General features: G+C 57.8%; 14 protein-coding genes. 11 read left to right on the top strand and 3 right to left on the bottom strand.

The window, feature by feature from the left end; translation table 11 throughout:
• Positions 1 to 270 precede the first annotated feature (270 nt).
• Complete coding sequence (locus tag Mal65_RS19415; protein ID WP_145301354.1) at positions 271 to 1,782, bottom strand: hypothetical protein; 1,512 nt, start codon at positions 1,780 to 1,782, stop codon at positions 271 to 273.
• A gap of 261 nt (positions 1,783 to 2,043) precedes the next feature.
• Here Mal65_RS19415 and polA point away from each other — a divergent pair, with 261 nt between their 5' ends.
• From polA to Mal65_RS19360, 11 genes are all read left to right on the top strand, one after another.
• Complete coding sequence (gene polA, locus Mal65_RS19410) at positions 2,044 to 5,145, top strand: DNA polymerase I (protein ID WP_231131179.1); 3,102 nt, start codon at positions 2,044 to 2,046, stop codon at positions 5,143 to 5,145.
• A 183-nt stretch (positions 5,146 to 5,328) separates the two neighbouring features.
• Positions 5,329 to 5,778: a type II secretion system protein GspG gene (locus Mal65_RS19405; protein ID WP_174820187.1), complete on the top strand. Its 450-nt coding sequence runs from the start codon at positions 5,329 to 5,331 to the stop codon at positions 5,776 to 5,778.
• 63 nt (positions 5,779 to 5,841) lie between these two features.
• Positions 5,842 to 6,480, top strand: coding sequence for a prepilin-type N-terminal cleavage/methylation domain-containing protein (locus tag Mal65_RS19400; protein WP_165701389.1), 639 nt, complete (start codon positions 5,842 to 5,844; stop codon positions 6,478 to 6,480).
• Between the two features lie 4 nt (positions 6,481 to 6,484).
• Positions 6,485 to 6,958 (top strand): type II secretion system protein, encoded by a 474-nt coding sequence (locus tag Mal65_RS19395; RefSeq protein ID WP_145301342.1) that lies wholly within the window; start codon positions 6,485 to 6,487, stop codon positions 6,956 to 6,958.
• On the top strand, positions 6,958 to 7,965 hold the full coding sequence (locus Mal65_RS19390; protein ID WP_165701388.1) for a prepilin-type cleavage/methylation domain-containing protein: 1,008 nt from the start codon (positions 6,958 to 6,960) through the stop codon (positions 7,963 to 7,965). Before Mal65_RS19395 ends, Mal65_RS19390 begins: the two co-directional genes overlap by 1 nt.
• Positions 7,962 to 9,686, top strand: coding sequence for a type II secretion system minor pseudopilin (locus tag Mal65_RS19385; RefSeq protein ID WP_145301336.1), 1,725 nt, complete (start codon positions 7,962 to 7,964; stop codon positions 9,684 to 9,686). Before Mal65_RS19390 ends, Mal65_RS19385 begins: the two co-directional genes overlap by 4 nt.
• A gap of 126 nt (positions 9,687 to 9,812) precedes the next feature.
• On the top strand, positions 9,813 to 11,393 hold the full coding sequence (locus Mal65_RS19380; protein ID WP_145301333.1) for a type IV pilus biogenesis protein PilM: 1,581 nt from the start codon (positions 9,813 to 9,815) through the stop codon (positions 11,391 to 11,393).
• A complete protein-coding gene (locus tag Mal65_RS19375; RefSeq protein ID WP_145301330.1) occupies positions 11,390 to 12,574 on the top strand; it encodes a cadherin repeat domain-containing protein in 1,185 nt (394 codons plus the stop codon). Before Mal65_RS19380 ends, Mal65_RS19375 begins: the two co-directional genes overlap by 4 nt.
• Positions 12,575 to 12,719: 145 nt before the next feature.
• Complete coding sequence (locus tag Mal65_RS19370; protein WP_145301329.1) at positions 12,720 to 13,565, top strand: ABC transporter ATP-binding protein; 846 nt, start codon at positions 12,720 to 12,722, stop codon at positions 13,563 to 13,565.
• A complete protein-coding gene (locus Mal65_RS19365) occupies positions 13,562 to 14,359 on the top strand; it encodes an ABC transporter permease (RefSeq protein WP_196784306.1) in 798 nt (265 codons plus the stop codon). The genes Mal65_RS19370 and Mal65_RS19365 overlap by 4 nt, the downstream gene beginning before the upstream one ends.
• A complete protein-coding gene (locus Mal65_RS19360) occupies positions 14,356 to 15,435 on the top strand; it encodes an ABC transporter substrate-binding protein (protein WP_145301328.1) in 1,080 nt (359 codons plus the stop codon). The genes Mal65_RS19365 and Mal65_RS19360 overlap by 4 nt, the downstream gene beginning before the upstream one ends.
• A gap of 30 nt (positions 15,436 to 15,465) precedes the next feature.
• Here Mal65_RS19360 and Mal65_RS19355 read toward each other — a convergent pair whose 3' ends face one another.
• Both Mal65_RS19355 and Mal65_RS19350 read right to left on the bottom strand, forming a co-directional pair.
• Positions 15,466 to 16,557, bottom strand: a complete 1,092-nt coding sequence (locus tag Mal65_RS19355; RefSeq protein ID WP_231131178.1) for a nucleoside hydrolase — start codon at positions 16,555 to 16,557, stop codon at positions 15,466 to 15,468.
• 234 nt (positions 16,558 to 16,791) lie between these two features.
• Positions 16,792 to 17,640: a serine/threonine protein kinase gene (locus tag Mal65_RS19350; protein ID WP_145301325.1), complete on the bottom strand. Its 849-nt coding sequence runs from the start codon at positions 17,638 to 17,640 to the stop codon at positions 16,792 to 16,794.
• Between the last annotated feature and the right edge of the window lie 148 nt (positions 17,641 to 17,788).

The raw sequence follows: 17,788 nt of genomic DNA, 5'->3' as shown, positions 1-17,788 counted from the left end.
AACAGGGGACGGTACGTTTTTGGCTGGTCAAAAACGCGGATGCATAGGTGGGACCTTGGCGTGACGGCTGTGTGAGTCACCCACAAATGTGGGCAATCCGGCCGCCGGACGTTAGGGCAACATCGGCGTGTGGGGTGGTTTGTGTCCTGGAATCGTTGTGATTCACGAACACCTTCATGATAGTGCGACCACAGGCCGCACGATCAGTGGATTTATGTATACCAAGCGGGCGTCTTTCGGGGGGCGTCGATCGACGAGACGGGCCGCGAATCAGGGGCGAATGCGGACTTGGTTGCCGCGTTCAAGTGCTTCTTCCTGCTGTTTGTAGATCGACGGCAGCGAACGGGTCTGGAACGTGTTCGTTTCCGGTTGGAAATCGGAGCCACGAGCCGCCGAGCCCAGTGGCGTGGTCAGCGAATCGTCGATCGTCCGCAGATAAGCATTCAGCTTCCAAGCCGGGATCACGGTGACTCCCATTTCCTGGGCGGCGGCGATCAAGATGCCTTCGTTTTCCAGTTGCTGGACCTTTTCATCGTTCATTTCTTGGACGTCGGCCAGGTCGGCGTTCACATCGCCCAGTTCCGTTCGGGTGCCTTCGACCAGGAATCGGACGCTGTTGTCCAAGTTCTTGACTTGGCCGTTGACGACCTGAGTTTCGACGACTTCGGCACCCGCCGCACGGATTTGTGCCTTGACCGCTTCGTTATCCGGTTCGCCGTCGCCATCGATGTCGATGTCGCCGAGCAAAGCGATTTTGACGCGTCGTCCGGGGGCCCAGAATGGGCTGTAAATCTTATCGCCTTCGACAATGGGTGAAGCGATACCGGCACGTGAAACGACGTTGGCGCTGGCCAGGTGAGAATCACGGATGCGGGTCACGCGGATCGTTGCTTTGACGTCCGCTTCCTCGGGTCGGGTTGCGTCGCCGTCCAAAATCCCAAAGGTCACATTGGGACGCAGCTGATCGGCAGCACCAAGATTGATCATCACGACGTTTCCGCCGTTGCGACCGCGAACGGACGTGACTTCGCCTTGGAAGGATTCGAACCGGTCGCTACGAAGCCGGTTCAATTCTTGTCGTTGGCTTTCGATGGTCGAGGTCAGCTGAGCGACCTTTTTGTTGAATTCGTCTTCCGCGACCTTCGCGGCATCGGTCGCGGCCAGCAATTCGCGGCTTTTCTTGGTCAGTTTGTCGGCCGTTGCCTCGGTTTGTGCCTTCATCGCCTTACGTTCTTCGGCGAATTTTTGTTGGGCGTCGGCCAAGTCGTTGGCGGCCTTCTCCGCGGCGTCTTCGGCCACCTTTTGAGCCGAGCGAGCATTATCGACGTCACGCTTGGCGTTTTCCTGGGCTTTGTCGACGTCTTGGCGTGCTTTGGCCAAAATTTCGTTGTTCGAACGGATGGAGCTGACCAGGAATTCAGGCAGCTTGGGATAGTTTTGGTCCTGCGGAGCGACCTCTTGGCCGAAATAGGCCATGTCCGTTTGGTACTGGGCAATGATCGCCTGCATGTCTTCTTCGCCGCCAACGCTGCGAATCAGCTCTTCGCGTTCCGCTTCGGTGGAACCGCCCACGCCCAGCATCGCCTTCATCAGGTCCGCCTTACTTTGCAAGACACGCAACGTTTGCTGGGTGCTGCTGAGCTGTTCCTTCGCGCGGTCGGCGGTGTCAGCTTGGCTGCCGCCCCACTGCCAAAGGAAAATGTTCAGCGCGAAGGAAAGCACGAGGATAACCAGAGAGGCAATCAGGCTTCCTCGGATGACGGAATCGTCGCGTGCGACCATGGTTGATGCAGACGTCGGCTGTGCAGTCCGGAAGCCAAAAAAAGGAGGCGCGGTCCGGACGCGGGGGAAGACGAGTTTTCAAAGCGTGGACAAGACGACCACGATGAGTAGCCACAGACTATTTGAAACGTTTCTGTATTCTACTGGCAGCTTTGACAATTTGATCGACCGAAGGGGGGGAATTCCGCCTTTTTGTCGGTTGTGACAGTCGCGACGATGCCCCCCGCCGCGGAATCTTTGCCCCGACGCCCCGAAATCCTGATGCCCCGAAAATCCAGCCGCCGATCCGCCGATTCGGCCCCGTCCCCTGCCCCGACGACCAAACAGATCGACCGTGCGGCACAACAAATGACGTTCGACGGGTTTCAGGACGACGGGGGCAGCCGGTCAGACCCCGTCATCGGCAATCAGGGAACGGAAGCCGATGTCGGCCCCGCTGGCGAAGGGGCTTCGCTGCCGCCGTCCGGTGGCGATGGAGAGTCGGGCGTCGTCCGCGAAGCGGAACCGGCAACCGCCCAAACGAAACCAGACGCCGCAAAGTCCACCGATGCTCGGTCGCGACGGCGGGCCGCCGCCGGGATCGCTACCGACCACTTGCCCGACTTGCTGCAACGACCGTTGCCCGAACCGCAGCCCGAACCGGTGCCCGACCTGACCGACAAACTGGTGATCATCGTCGATGCTCATTCGTTGATCTATCAGGTCTTTCACGCATTGCCGCCGATGACCAGCACCAGCGGTTTGCCGGTTTCGGCGGTCTATGGCTTCGTCGGCGACATGCTGGAACTGATTTCGCGAAAGCACCCGGACTATCTGATTGCGGCGTTTGACAAAAGCGAGGTGACGTTCCGAAATCAGCTTTTCGACCAGTACAAGGCTCATCGGGAATCCATGCCGGATGAATTGCGGCAACAGATTCCGCTGCTGCGTCAGGCCATCGACGCGATGGGGATCGGGATCATGGAACAATCGGGGTTTGAGGCCGACGACTTGCTGGCCACCGTCGCCGAAACGGTTCAAAACGCCGGCGGGCGTTGTCTGGTGGTGACCAGCGACAAGGATTGCCGGCAACTGATCAGCGATACCGTGTCGGTCTACAACATCCGCAAAGACAAGGAAATCGACGCGGCGGAACTGTGGGACTTGTGGGGCGTTCGGCCTGATCAAGTCGTCGACTTTCAATCGCTGGTCGGCGATCCGGTCGACAACGTGCCGGGCGTGCCCTTGATCGGCCCCAAGTTGGCCCAGCAATTGTTGGAGCAATTCGGCACGCTGGACGCCGTTCTGGACAATGCCGATTCGGTGTCCGGCAAGAAACGCAAAGAAAATTTGAAGAACGGTCGCGAGCAGGCACTGTTAAGCCGCGAACTGGTTCGGTTGCGTCGGGATGTGGATTCGCCCATTCCATGGTCTTACAGCGTTCGCCAAGCGGCCGACTTGCCGCGAGCCCAGGCTTTGTTCAAGGAATTCGGCTTTCGGCGGCTGACCGACCGTGTCGCCGAAGTACTCGGTGACGGCGAATCGACGATGACGCCCGATGCGGTCTGGGAAACCGACTATGCAACGATCGACACGGTCGCGGGATTGAAAAAGCTGGCCAAACAATTGGCCAAGTGCGAACAGATTGCGATCGACACCGAAACCACCGGAACCAATCCGCGGGCTAGTGATCTGGTGGGCATTTCCATTGCCTGGCGGCCCGGTCAAGCGGCCTACATTCCAGTGCTTGCACCGGAGGGCCAGCAAGTCCTGGATCCTGGGGTCGTCGCGGAGCACTTGAAACCGGTGGTCGAATCAGAATCGATTCGAAAGATTGGTCAGAACCTGAAGTACGACGTGGTCGTGTTGCGAGGCATCGGGTTGAACGTTCGCGGGATTGCCGTGGACACCATGGTCGCGGACTATTTGCTGAACCCGGGCGGTCGCAATCACACATTGGACGACTTGGCGCGTCGTTATTTGAACCATCAAACGACGTCGATCAAGGAACTGATCGGAACCGGCAAAAAACAGATCCGGATGGACCAAGTCGACGTGACCCGGGTGTCCGACTATGCCTGTGAAGACGTGGATGTTCCGATTCGTATCGCCGACACCATTTCGGATCAACTGAAACAGGCCGACTTGAACGACTTGTTCGCCGACGTGGAGATACCGCTGATCGACGTCTTGGCGGAAATGGAGTTCAACGGCATCACGGTCGATGCGGAATACCTGCGTCGGATGAGCGAGCAGTTTGCGTCGCAGATCGAGCAATTGCACCAGCAGATCATGGACATGTCACCGCGTGCTTTCAACGTGGACAGTCCAAAGCAACTGAGCGAGATCCTGTTCGTCGAAATGAAATTACCCGTCATCAAGAAAACAAAAACGGGATTCAGCACCGATGCGTCGGTGTTGGAGGAATTGGCGGTGAACCACGAGTTGCCCGCCAAGGTGCTGGAGTATCGCCAGCTGACCAAGCTGAAGAACACGTACATTGACGCCTTGCCAAATTTGATTTGCGAAAAGACGGGGCGGATCCACACGTCGTTTCGCCAAGACGTCGCCGCAACGGGGCGGCTTAGCAGCAGCGAACCGAATCTGCAGAACATCCCCATCCGTACCGCCCAGGGGCGGGCCATTCGCGGTGCCTTTACCGCCGGCGATGAAGGCTGGTTGTTGTTGGGGGCGGACTATTCCCAGATCGAATTGCGGGTGCTGGCCCACTACAGCGGCGATCCCGCGTTGATTGCGGCCTATCACGACGGCGCCGACATCCACACGCGGGTCGCGGCGGAAGTCAACGAAATCGCGGAATCGGACGTCACGTCGGATTTGCGTCGAATCGCCAAGACGATCAACTTCGGCATCGTCTACGGACAAAGCCCGTTCGGGTTGGCGAAAACGCTGGGCATCAGCAAAGACGAGGCTCGCGATTACATCGAACTGTATTTTCAGCGGTACCAAGGTGTCGAAAGGTTCATGACGCAGACGCTGATCGATTGCCGGAACAACGGCTACGTGACCACCATGCTGGGGCGTCGGCGCGACGTCCAGGGTGTCCGTGACATTGCCAAGCTGGACCCGGTCAAGCGGCGAAGCCTGACGGAGCCGGAACGGATCGCGGTGAACACGCCGATCCAGGGTTCAGCCGCCGATTTGATCAAGCTGGCAATGTTGAAGGTGCATTCGCGGCTGAGTTCGTCCGCTTTACGGGCACGCATGCTGCTGCAAATTCACGACGAATTATTGTTCGAGGTCCATCAGGACGATCGCCAAGAACTGCAGGAATTGGTCGAACAATCGATGACCGGGGTCGTCCAGTTGGATGTTCCGCTGCAGGTCGACGTCGCCTTTGGCAAGACCTGGGCGGACACGTGATGACAGGGACGGTCGACGCTTGGTTTTCGGGCGGAACCTGAGTCGATTGCCGTGGTTACAATAGGTGTGCGGTGGAAACCAACACCGTCCTCGCTGACGCGATTTGAACCGATTTTCGCCCCTTTTCCTGGTCTCGAATCACGGGCCAGATACGTCAAGACATCCCCAATTTTTCGAATGATCATGAATCACCCAGGCCTCCGTTCTGCCCCTCGTCGACGCCTCGGCGACCGATCGCAACGCCGCCGATCCGGTTTCACCCTGCTGGAACTGTTGCTGGTGCTTTCGATCTTGGTCGTCGTCGGCGGCATCGCCGTGGTGAACTTGTCCAGTGCCGGTGACGATGCGAACCGAAACGCGACGATCACCCAACTGAATGCGTTGGAGCAAGCGATTGAGATGTATCGAATTCGCATGAACTCGTTGCCCGAGACGCTGGACAACCTGGTCGAAGGCCCCAGTGATTCGGCCCAGAAAGCAAAATGGGGTAAGGCGATTTTGGATGAAGTTCCCGCGGACGCTTGGGGCAAAGAAATTGTCTACAAGCTGAATGGGAATGAGTACGAGCTGCGTAGCGGCGGCAGCGACGGACAAATGAACACCGAAGACGATTTGACAGTCACCGGTTCCTGATCCGACGCTCGATTCTTATGTCGCGAGGAACCGATGTCTCCGCATTTTGCCGATCTACGGTGCATGGATCGACCGGCCACTCGCGCGTTCACATTGCTGGAAATGTTGTTGACCCTGGCGGTTTTGACTGCCGTGGCGGCGGTCGCTCTTCCCCAGCTGGATGTTCTGCTTAGCGGCAGCCGGTTGGAGCGTGCAGCGGATCAGATGCGGATCGAAATGACGCGGACCCGCGTCGATGCGATGCGTCAGGGAAAGGTGTTGATGATGGAAGTCGTACCGGAAACGGGTGACTTTCGCGTTCGCGCGTACAATTCTCTTTCTGACGCCACTGAAACGGCTGAGATCAATCCCGGCAGTTCGGCGCTATTAACCGGCGCCGATCAGGCGATGGCGATGCCGGTTCAGACCGACGAAATTCCGGTGAAGGAATTCACGCTGCCGGACAACGTCACCTTTGGCGGAATCACGGTGGCGTCGACCGTCCGTTCGATGCAAGTGGTTCAAGACGCCGCTTCCGATACGGCCGTGCTGGACGAACCGATCGGGGACACCGCGTCGCCGATCTTGTTCTATCCCGACGGGACGACCAGTACCGCGGCGATCCAGCTGCAAAACACGATCGGTGAAGGCAAGCTGGTGATGATCCGTGGGATCACGGGCGAAGTCGCGATTGTTTCAACCGCTGTCACGTCGGAGGGGTGAACCAATGCAGACGCGAAGCGGCATTTCGTTGTTGGAATTGGTTCTGGCACTGGCCATTCTGGGCGGTTCCCTGGCGGTGTTGTCACAGATCGCGAGTACCGGTGCCGATGCGGCGCGGGAAGCTCGTGACTTGGCGATGGCGCGCTTGTTGGCCCAACGAAAGATGTCTGAAATCCTGTTGGATTATCTGGTCACACCCGTCAGCGTTCCGTCGTCTCCGATGGAAGCGTTTGATTCGACTTCGCTGACCGCTTTTATGTATTCGGTCGAAGTTCAGCCTGGGCAATTGGATGGCTTGCTGGCGATTCGAGTGACCGTCGAAGCGGTCGATCCGGCGGGTGGACCGTCCACCGCGTTGTACGTGCTTGACCGCTGGATGATCGATCCCGCGTTGGGGCTGGCCGAAGCGGAAGAAGAGGCGGAGTTGGCACGCGAGGAAGCCGCTGCTGGTGCAACTGATTCGGCCGGAGGCATTTGATGAACGAGTGTTTGCACCGGAGTGCGGCCGTCAAATCGTGGCCGTCGGATCGATCCGCTTTCACATTGCTGGAAGCTTTATTGTCGTTGTCGCTTTCGGTCGTTCTGATGGGCTTGGTCGGCTTCGCGATCCAGTTTTATGCCCGCGACATGAATGTGGCCGACGAAGAAGTCCGCCAGATTCAGTTGGTCACCGCGATCATGCAAATGATTGAAGACGATTTGCGATGCGTGGTCCATCCGGAACCGGCCGATACCACCGGATTGGAAAGTCTGATGGCGGCCTTTGCCGGTGGTGATGCGTCAGCGGCCGCGGCAGGCGGAACCGGTGAATCGGAATCCGATGACGCATTGATGACCGACGACACGTCGTTGTTGACCGATGAATCACTGGCATCGACGGACTTGGCGATCGGGACAGCGGTCTTGGAGACGCCGGGGTTAATCGGCAACCAAGGTCAAATCCAGTTTGACGTCAGCCGTCTGCCTCGATTGGAGGAATATGTCCAGATGCTGGACAGTTCGCCCAGCGATCTGGATGACGTACCCAGCGACATCAAAACGGTCGCCTATTTCATCCAAGCCCCGGGCACGGTCAGCGGCGTCAGCGATGATTTGAACGAGTTGGTTCAAGACTTTGTTGAACAAGACGAAGCCGCCGGCGGCGGTCTGGTGCGGCGAAGTCTGGACCGCGCGGCGTCGTCCTATGCGATGCTTTCCGGCGGTGTCAGTGGGCTGAACGCGACCGGCGATTTGATTGCCCCGGAAATTCAATCGTTGCAGTTCGAATACTGGGACGGCTTCATGTGGCAGATTGAATGGAGCAGTGACGAAATGGGAGAATTGCCGATGGCGATCCGCGTCACCCTGGCATTGGCACCCGAAACCACCGATGCGGCGGTCGCCGCCACCGATGAACCTCAGTTGTTCCAGCACGTCATTCGTCTGCCGATGGCCAAGCCGATCGAGGAAGAGGAAGAAGACTTGTTGATGGAGACGACGCTATGATCGCCGGATCGAACGACGGGCCGACCGAATCCATCAACAGACATCGAAAAGCGTCCACCGCCAAACGCCCCGCTTTCTTTTTGGTGTTGGCTTTGATCGTGGTGACAGTGGCAACGTTGGCCTGTTACTCGTTTACCGAATTGATGGTCGCCTACGATGATTCGGCATACTTGTCGGCTGACATCGTGCAAACTCGCGTGAATACTGAATCAGGCATCGAGGCGATTCGTTTACTGTTGGCACAGCCCAAGGAAACTCGGACGGATTTCGGCGGAATCTACAACAATCCCAACATGTTCCAAGCGATCACGGTTTCCACCGGAGCGGATGGGACGACGGCGTCCAATTTTTCGGTGATCGCAACCGATTTGGACGAAACAGGACGCTACGGCGGGATTCGGTTCGGTTTACGTGATGAATCGGCCAAGTTGAATGTCAACACTCTGCCGATTTTGGACCAGTACAGTGACGCGATCATGGCGTTGGTGCCGATGGATGATTCGTCGACCGAGGTTCTTTCCGACAGTATCGCCGTGAACCTGCTGATGGCATTGCCCGGCATGACCGAGGATGTTGCCGAAGCCATTCTGGACTGGATCGATGAAGACGACGAGGCCCGCGAACTAGGCGTTGAATCGGAGTACTACAACACCTTGACCACCCCCTACGACGCCGCCAACGGTCCGTTGCAGTCGGTGGAGGAACTGCTGCTGATTCGTGGGGTCACACCCACTTTGTTGTTCGGGGCTGACGCGAATCGAAACGGCGTCTTGGATGCCGACGAACAGCAGCGTTTCGGTGTGGGGATCGAAACGGCCGGAGCGCTCGGTTGGGCTGCCTACTTGACGGTTCACGGCGTCGAATCGAATCGTCGTGAAGACGGCAGTGATCGCGTCAATGTCAACCAGGATGATCTGGAACTCCTTTACGATCAATTGTTGGATGCGTTGGGGGATGAGTCTTACGCCAGCTACATCGTGGCCTATCGCATCTCCGGTCAGTCCGATAACGAATCCGACGTCGAAAACCTGAATGCGGCTTTGGGGATCGACGCCGATACCGCGCAGCAGACGGCGGATGAAAACGATGCCGGTGGTGGCCCCAGCCAGCCCTGGGCGTCCGAGGCATTGGACGAATTGGATCTGTCCGGTGGCGGCAGCAATCAGTTGGGGCAAGTCCTGGATCTGATCGGATCCACCGTGTCGATCGGCCAAGGCGATTCGGCGGTGACCTATCAGTCTCCGTTTGCCGAGGACCCGATCTCGATGGCCCTGTACATGCCGCTGTTGATGGACGCGCTGACGACTCAGGATTCCTACGTCACACCGGGACGGATCAATTTAAACGAGTGTCCGGCGGAGTTGCTTTATGGCATTCCGTTGCTGGATTCGGAAACGGTGGACCTGATTTTGGAGTACCGAGCGGAAGAAACGGACGATGTGAATCGCCATTTCGAAACATGGCCGTTGGTGGCGGGTTTAATCACACTGGACCAAATGAAAATTCTGCAACCGCTGTTAACCGGGGGGGGCGACGTTTATTCGGCTCAGATCGTCGGTTATTTCGAAAACAGCGGTGCCTTTCACCGCACCGACGTGGTGATCGATGCGACGACGGTCAATCCAAAAATCGTCGCCCAGCGTGACCTGAGCCATCTGGGGCGTGGATTTGACCTGACAACCCTTGGCATTCGCGGGCTGGCCACTGCGGCGACGCAGTAAGTTTTCTGGCCGCCGGTGACCCATCGGCGATTAGGATCAATGGTGCCGATGCCCGTATCCGCAACGCCAGGTTGCCGATCTAGTTTTTGACTTACGACACAGACGAACCCGACGAAGACGAATCGAATGGCAAAAAAGATCGCAATCGACTGGGACGACGGCGAACTACGGTTGGTCGCGGCCAACTGCAGCGGTAGCAGCGTCAAAGTGACGGATGTCGCGGTTTTGCCGTTGGGCGACAAAAACGTCCACCAGGTTTTATCCGAACAGTCCAAGCAGCGTGGGTGGGCCAAGCACGACACGCTGGTCGCCATCGGCCGTGGCAAAGCAGAATTGCGTGAATTGCAACTGCCGGCCGTTCCCGACGAAGAATTACCCGACATGGTTCGCTTTCAAGCGATCCGATCGTTTGCTTCGGCGGGCGACAGTGCCCTGGTCGACTACCTGGTGACCAATCGGGATGAATCCGGCGTCGAAATGATCGCCGCGGCGATCGGGCCGTCGAAGCTGAAAGAGGTCAAAGAGGTTTGCGAATCGGCGACCTTGAATCCAGTGCGGATCGCGTTGCGGCCGCTGGCCAGTGCCGCGTTGTTCCTAGCCGCGGGGCCATCGGGACGGAGTGAAGGCCAAGTGATCTTGGTCGACTTGTTGCGAGACGAAGCGGAAATTGTGATCGCCGACAGCGGCAGCGTGATCTTTGTTCGCACCGTGCGACTGCCCGCTCAAGCGGCCGCTCGTTCCAAATCTTTGGCCGGCGAATTGAAGCGGAGCCTGCTGGCATGCGGCGCCGCGTCGGACCAACGTCGCGTTGTCCTTTGGGGACGCAAAGAGGTTCACGAACAAGACGTCGCCGAACTTGCCCAGGCAACCGGATTGGACGTCGAAACCCTGGACCCGTTTACGTTGGTCGACTTGGATCGTGCCGCGTCGGACCAACTGACCGATCACACCGGCCGTTTGGCTCCGTTGGTCGGATTGCTGGTTGCCGACGAATTGCACGCCGATCGGTTGGTGGACTTTCTTCAGCCTCGAAAACGTCCAGAACCAAAAAGCAACCGCGGGCGGATCGCCGCGATGGTGGGCGTTCCGGTCGCTTTGGTATTGCTGTTGGGCTTCATGGTTTATCGCCAGTTCGCCGGCATGGATCAAGAGATCGAACGACTGCAAGTGGCCAATGGAAAACTGCAAGAACAAGTTGAGATGGCTGATACCAGTATCACGGAAGTCGGCCAAGTCGATCTGTTCTTAAACGGCGATGTGAACTGGTTGACTGCGATGAAGCGATTAGCCGAAGAAATGCCGCCAGCCCAAGACTTGATTGTTCGCGAATTTCATGGTGCGTCCAACACTCGCACAGGTGGCGGCACAATGACCATCCGTGGCGGTGTGACGGATTCAGACCTGATCGAAGAATTCGAAGATTCGATTCGCGACCAAGTGCATAGTGTGATGGGCGACGGAGCCACCTTCGATCGCACGCAGCCGTATTATCGATACAGCTTTAAGGAAGACATCGTGGTGTCCCCCGACTTTGTTCAAGCCGGACGGTATCAAGCCTTTGAAGATCTGTTGAACGCGGCAGCCAATCAGTCAGCCGCTGGAAACAGCGATTCGGACGGCCAAACGCCAGCGGATTCAAACACGGTTCCGCAAGATTCAGGTGATGGTGCCGGCGGAAGTGATGCCGGCCAGGAGGTGACGTCATGACCCAACGCGAACGTTTTCTGGCGATGGCAATCGGCGGGTTGTTGGTCGTGGTCGGCCTGCAATGGATGTTCACCCAATACAAGAATGCCAAGCAAGACCGCATCACAAAGATCGCGAACTTGAAACAGACGTCCTTGGATCTCAACACGCGTCTGTTGGAAGGCGCGATGGCGGAACGTCAGATGGGCGAATATCGCGTGCGATCCTTGCCCGGTGATCGCGAGATCGCCGTCGCGCGCTATTCGTCGTATCTGTTGGACTTGGTCAAAGAAACGGGAATCAATACGCCCGATGTGCGTCATGTGAATTCGACGCCGATGAAAGATCTGTACACACGCCATCGTTTCAGCGTTGGTGGTTCAGCGGACTTACCAACGGTCATCCGCTTGTTGCACTCCTTTTATGCGACGGACTATCTGCACCGAATTGCCGACTTGACGATCAAGCCGTCACGTACCGGTGATCTGCGTGTCACCATGGCGGTGGACGCCATCGGTTTGTCCACCGTGCCTGCCGAAGCCACCGTGTCGGAAGCCCCGTCGTGGCGTGTCGATCCTGACATGACAGCGTACGAATCAGCCATCTTGAATCGAAATTTCTTCGAGCCACCGAACAAGGCGCCGCGGTTCGGCGGTGATTCGCAGATCGAAGGGATCGTTGGACGCCGCAGTACGGCCAGGGTCAATTTTGCCGACGAAGAAGATCATCCGATCGAATATGAATTGGGCGAGGACGCGCCGGACTTCGTCGAATTGGATGCTCAATCAGGAACGCTGTCGTTCGAACCAAAGGAAACCGGTGAATTCGAGGTGCTGGTACGCGCTACCGACAAGGGCTATCCCGCGCAAACGACCGAGCAGGTCGTCAAGATTCGCGTCAACGAACCACCGGTGGAAAAGGAACCCGAACCCGAACCAAAGTTTGATCACGCCAGCCAAACGGTTCTGACGGCCTTGGTTCAAGGACGTGATGACTGGACGGCGTGGATGAACGTTCGGACGTCCGGAAAAACGTTGAAGCTTCGCGTGGGGGACCGATTCGAAATCGGAACGGTGACGGGCGAAGTGGCGGAAGTGAATCGCAAATACGTGGTGCTGGAAATCGACGGTCAGCGGGTCGTCTTGAGCCCCGGCAAAGACACGCTTCGTGATGTTGCCCAGCGGGCCAAAGAAGACGACTGATTTCTCGCCTGTCTCGGAATCCTGTCCTTTCGCAACGAACCGCTGACGGCGGCGGTGATGGGCTGGGGAGCGATGGACGCGTTGCTATACTGCGGCGTGACACCAACCGTCCTAGGCTTGCACCCCTGTTGATGACGCCCGACTGATGCCAGCGGCCCCTTTGAACGCTGCCGAACCCACCGCGTGTGCGTCGGCGGTGCGCTGTCGTCGTCTGAGCGTAGAATTTCCCGGGGCGGGTCGACAGATCGTCAAGGTCATTAATCAGGCGGATGTCGAATTTGCATCTGGTGAGATCTCGGCCCTGATCGGCCCCAGCGGTTGTGGAAAGACAACGCTGTTGCGAACGATCGCCGGGCTGCAGTCACCATCATCCGGTGGTGTCACCATCGATCCACCATCGGTCGGACGCCGCGGTGAATTGGGCTTTGTGTTTCAGCACCCGGCGCTGCTGCCCTGGCGGACGACGTTGCAAAATGTCAGCTTGCCACTGCGTTTGACTCGATCATGCGATCCCGCCGACGCCACCCGCAGGGCGACGGAGATCCTGGATACCGTTGGCATGGCTGATGCCATCGATCGTTTCCCGCATCAGTTGTCCGGTGGCATGCAGATGCGTGTGTCCATTGCACGTGCATTGGTGACTCGTCCGCGATTGTTGTTGTTGGATGAACCCTTCGCCGCGCTGGACGACATCTTGCGCGGTCAACTGTGGGAATTGCTGTTGGGTTTGTGGCGACAGCTTTGCTTCACGGCCATCCTGGTGACCCACAACATTGCCGAAGCCTGCTTGTTATCGCATCGAATTTTCGTGATGCGTGATGGGACCTGCGGCGATGGGATCATCAATCCGTTGTCATGGCCGCGTTCGCAGCAGCAACGGCGGACTCCGGAGTTCGGCCAGTTTTATGGCACGATCAGCGATCGTCTGCGAACAAGCGTCGGTGTGCAGGATCATGGTGCTCGTTCCAGTCAAATGGAGGCTGGCACGTGAATCGCCCTTTCATGCAGATCGCACAAACCGTGGTCGCCGTTGGGTCCGTGTTGGTGGCGATGATTGCCGTTTGGTACGCGGTCGTCGTGCTGTTTGATTTGCCCAAGATTCTTTTGCCCACTCCCGTGGACGTTGTTCAAGCGGGCTGGGAAGAACGCGATGCGATTCTACGGGGAATGTGGGTGACCGGCCTGACTGCAGTGGTGGGATTATTCACCGCATTCTTGGTGGGTGGTGGTCTTTCCGTTTTGTTCAGCCAGTCAGCGCTGTTGCGCCGCGCGTTGTTTCCGTATGTCGTCTTCTTGCAAACGGTGCCCATTGTGGCCATCGCGCCGCTGTTGGTGATCTGGAGCGGCTATACGTTTCGCAGTGCGGTCATTGCGACCGTGATCATCTGTTTGTTCCCGATCGTCAATAACTGCACCACGGGGTTGCTGGCGGTGCGAACCGATCACGACGAACTGTTTTCTTTGTACGGTGCCGGGCGGTTGCGACGGATGCTACGCTTGCAAATTCCTGGTGCCGTTTCGCAAATCATTTTGGGGCTGCGAATCAGCAGCGGCTTGGCGGTCATCGGTGCGATCATTGCCGAATTTTTCGTCAGTAATGGTTCCGTCTACGAGGGATTGGGGGCACTGATGACCGGTTGGCAGGGACGATCGCGTACCGACGCTTTGATCGCCGCGTTATTCGCATCGGCACTGCTGGGATTGGTTTTGTTTGGTGCCGTTCAGCTTCTGGCTGCGACGGTGCTGCGCCGCTGGGCATACACGGGAATCTATAAGTCGTCATGAGCATCCAACGTTTTCGATTTGACCGAACACCAGGCAAGCGTCCGCGGCATTCACGAACGTTCATCCACCGGGTGACGGGGCTGATCATCGCGTCTGGTCTGCTGTTCACGTTGGGCTGTCGCCAATCGGATCAACCGCCGGTCGTGACCGCCGCCGATCAGGCCCGGGCGGATCAGTTGGCGGTTCGAGTCCAGTTGAATTGGTACCCCGAAACCGAGCATGGTGGGATTTATCAAGCCCAGGCCGACGGGACCTATGCGGCGGCAGGTTTGAATGTCGAAATCCGTCCCGGAGGCCGAGCGACGCCGGTGGCTCCGGAGTTGGACTTGGGACGTTGTCACTTTGCGATCACCGGTGCCGACGATGTGATCCAATTTCGTCGTCAGGGATCCAAGGTGGTGGCCGTCTTGGCTGCGGTCCAAAATCATCCGCGTTGCATCATGGTTCAAGCGGCCAGCCCGGTGCAGTCCTTTGATGACTTTGCGACCAGTGGGATGACGCTGCAATGCCAGCCCGGAAGAGCATTCTTGGATTTTCTGGAACAGCGTGGATATCTGAAACAAGTCAAACAGGTGCCCTACCACGGCAGCGTGGCATCCCTGGTCACCGATCCGACGATTGCGATTCAAGCCTACAGTTTTGCCGAACCGCTGTTGGCCAAACAGCAAGGCGTTCAGACGCGTCAGTTAATGGTCAGCGATCTGGGGTGGAATCCCTATTCCAGTGTTCTGGTCACCACCGAAACGTTGATCGAAGAACAACCCGAATTGGTTCGTAAATTTGTCCAGGCCACTCGGCAGGGCTGGCAGCATTACTTTGATAATCCTGCACTTGGCAACGCGGCCGTATTGGATGCCAATCAACACGGCATGACTGCCGAAGCCTTGCAGTTCGGCGTCGAACAGATGAAGCCACTCGCGGTCCCGCAAGACATGACGTCCCAGGACATCGGCATGATGACGCTCGACCGGTGGAAGACGTTGGTCGAACAAATGGACAGTCTGGATCCGCAACGGGCCGGGAAGGTGCGACCCGATGATTGCTTCACAACGGCATTTTTAGGCGACGAAATTTGACCTTCGGCACTCCGATCGCTGGCAACCGAATCAATCGGTGACGCGAGATGTTGCATTCCGATTGGGTGGCTGGCTGACCAGGCTGCGCTGAACTTCGATGACGCGATGAGCTTGAGGTTTGCTCATGGTCAGGTAACGATCGGGACCATCCGCGGACGGACGAAATGCGGTGAAGCCGTCGTCTTGGACTTCGACCACCCCGCGATCGGACAAGCCAAAATAGCCGTCCCCGGGCCGGACGGCGTAAAGCACGCTGATTAGATCCCACGTCGGTCGATCGTGGTCCGGGCCGTTGTATCGTAAGTAGGCTTCGCGGACGGGATGATGTGGATCGTAGCGAAAGTCATTCTTGATGGAACGTCGCGGATATTTGGCAGCGATACCGATTCGGAAATCACTCCAGATGCTAGGAACGCTTTGTGGCCAGCGGTTGACCAATTGCTGCATGGATTCAATGTGGTTCTTTACGTTGGCCTCCAAGTGGCGGGGATTCGATCCAACGGGGCCAAAAGCACCCGCCATGATGGAAGCGAGACGCAGCTTTTGCTGCACCAGATCGTGTCCATTCATGGGACTGATGCGGTCCGGTTTGCTGTCGAGTAAATCCGCTGTGTTGACCGCCAAGCCGACTTGGATCAGACAGACGGAATGATCGTCCGCATCGGCCAAAGTTTGCCGCAGCAGTTCGACGGCCTCACGAGCATCGCTGTCGTCGCGCAGATCATGTGGATATCGATCGGTACCGTCGGGTTGTCTTTGGTCGACCAAAGACAGATAGCGACTTTCACGTGGTGGCGCCGTCGTCGAAATTCCGATCGGGATGTCCGGCCGGCCGTAGAACGTGTTGATCGCATCAACGAATGCGGCAGCTTTCGGGTGACGTTTTGATATCGTCACGGCCAACAGATCGCACTCGCCACGATCCGCCAGCGTGTGCAGCATTGCCAGTGCTAAGACGTCGTCCACGTCACCCGTGATATCGGTATCAAAGATCACCGGTACCGGATCCAGGTCGGCGTCGTGGTCTGTCGACTGGGCGACTACGCATTCGTTTCTGGTGAACGCAACGATCAACACCAGAACGGCCAGGGGACAGGTCCGACCGAAACGTCGTGGCATCATAGGGCGATCACGCTGATCACGAGGACTGTCCCAAGGCAGAAGGCCTGTTGGGAACAGAGACGGGCGGGCAACACGTGCTCACAGCCGGTTTCCCGAAGTGAGCCTCACCAGCATATCGCATGGTCGGTGGACGTGTTTGTGCCCGTCTTGGTGGCACCGGTGTGTCGACACCGGTATTCAGCGTTCGGGTCCTGATTCATTGGCCCTGATTCATTGGCCCTGGTGATCAGACCCTTATGCCGCGCGACGTGCACGGTGCACCGGTTCGATATGGCTGCCCAACGCATTGATTTCCAGTTTCAGCAATCGGTCGACGACGGACGCGGCGGTCGGCCGTGCGTCTGGATCCAAATCGATCATCGACGCGACCAATTCCGAAGCGGTTTCCACGACCGGCGATGAACTGTCGTTGCAATGGGCCATGAATTGCCAAAGCATTCGGCCCAAAGAAAACACATCCATCGATGGCAATGCGGCTGTTTCGCTTTCCAGCATTTCCGGCGACGCGTATTCGGGCGTGCCGCGAAACACGCGACCGAGCGGGGTGTGGATGCGTCGCGCAAAACCGAGATCGATCACGGTTGCATGACCTTGGCCGCTGACCAAGATGTTGGCCGGTTTGATGTCACCGTGGATCCATCCGCCCGCGTGCAGGGTGGCGATCGCCTGGGCTGTTTGTCGGGTCAGCCAGAGTGCAACCGGCAACGCCAAGATGTTGCCATCGCTCAAGTGTTGTTGCAGCGTCCGACCTTCGATTCGTGGCATCACCACGAACGGATGCGAGCCCGAAACGGATCCGTCCAGGACGCACACCAGATTCGGATGCTTGGCAACTTGCGAAGCCGCAGCGGCCTGTGCGATGAACTGTCGATGACTCGGTGACTGTTCAACATCCAAGCCCCGCTTGATGACATAGTCCCAACGCGGATTTTGGGATGCGTCGGCAGGTTGGGCCAACGTGATCTCCGCCGACTCGGTTCGATGGACCACGCTGCCCAATCGCCAAATCCCTAGTAATTTGGGGCCACGCGGCGATGACTTGGAACTGTTGGTCACAAATTGGTCGGTGGTGATGTCGTCCATAGCGATCCGTCGGGGCCGTTTTGCATGCGTTGCTTTGTCTGGCAAACCAAAGTGCCTCCCGTGGCCACATGAACCGTGACCACATGAACATGGTTCGCGGAACCGGTCCGGTGCGTCGTTCCGCCGGACGGCGCAGCAATCGACACCC

It is taken from the genome of Crateriforma conspicua (assembly GCF_007752935.1).
GTDB classification, from domain to species: domain Bacteria; phylum Planctomycetota; class Planctomycetia; order Pirellulales; family Pirellulaceae; genus Crateriforma; species Crateriforma conspicua.
The sequence above is the reverse complement of the archived record's forward strand: the minus strand, read 5'-3'. Positions and strand labels throughout refer to the sequence as shown.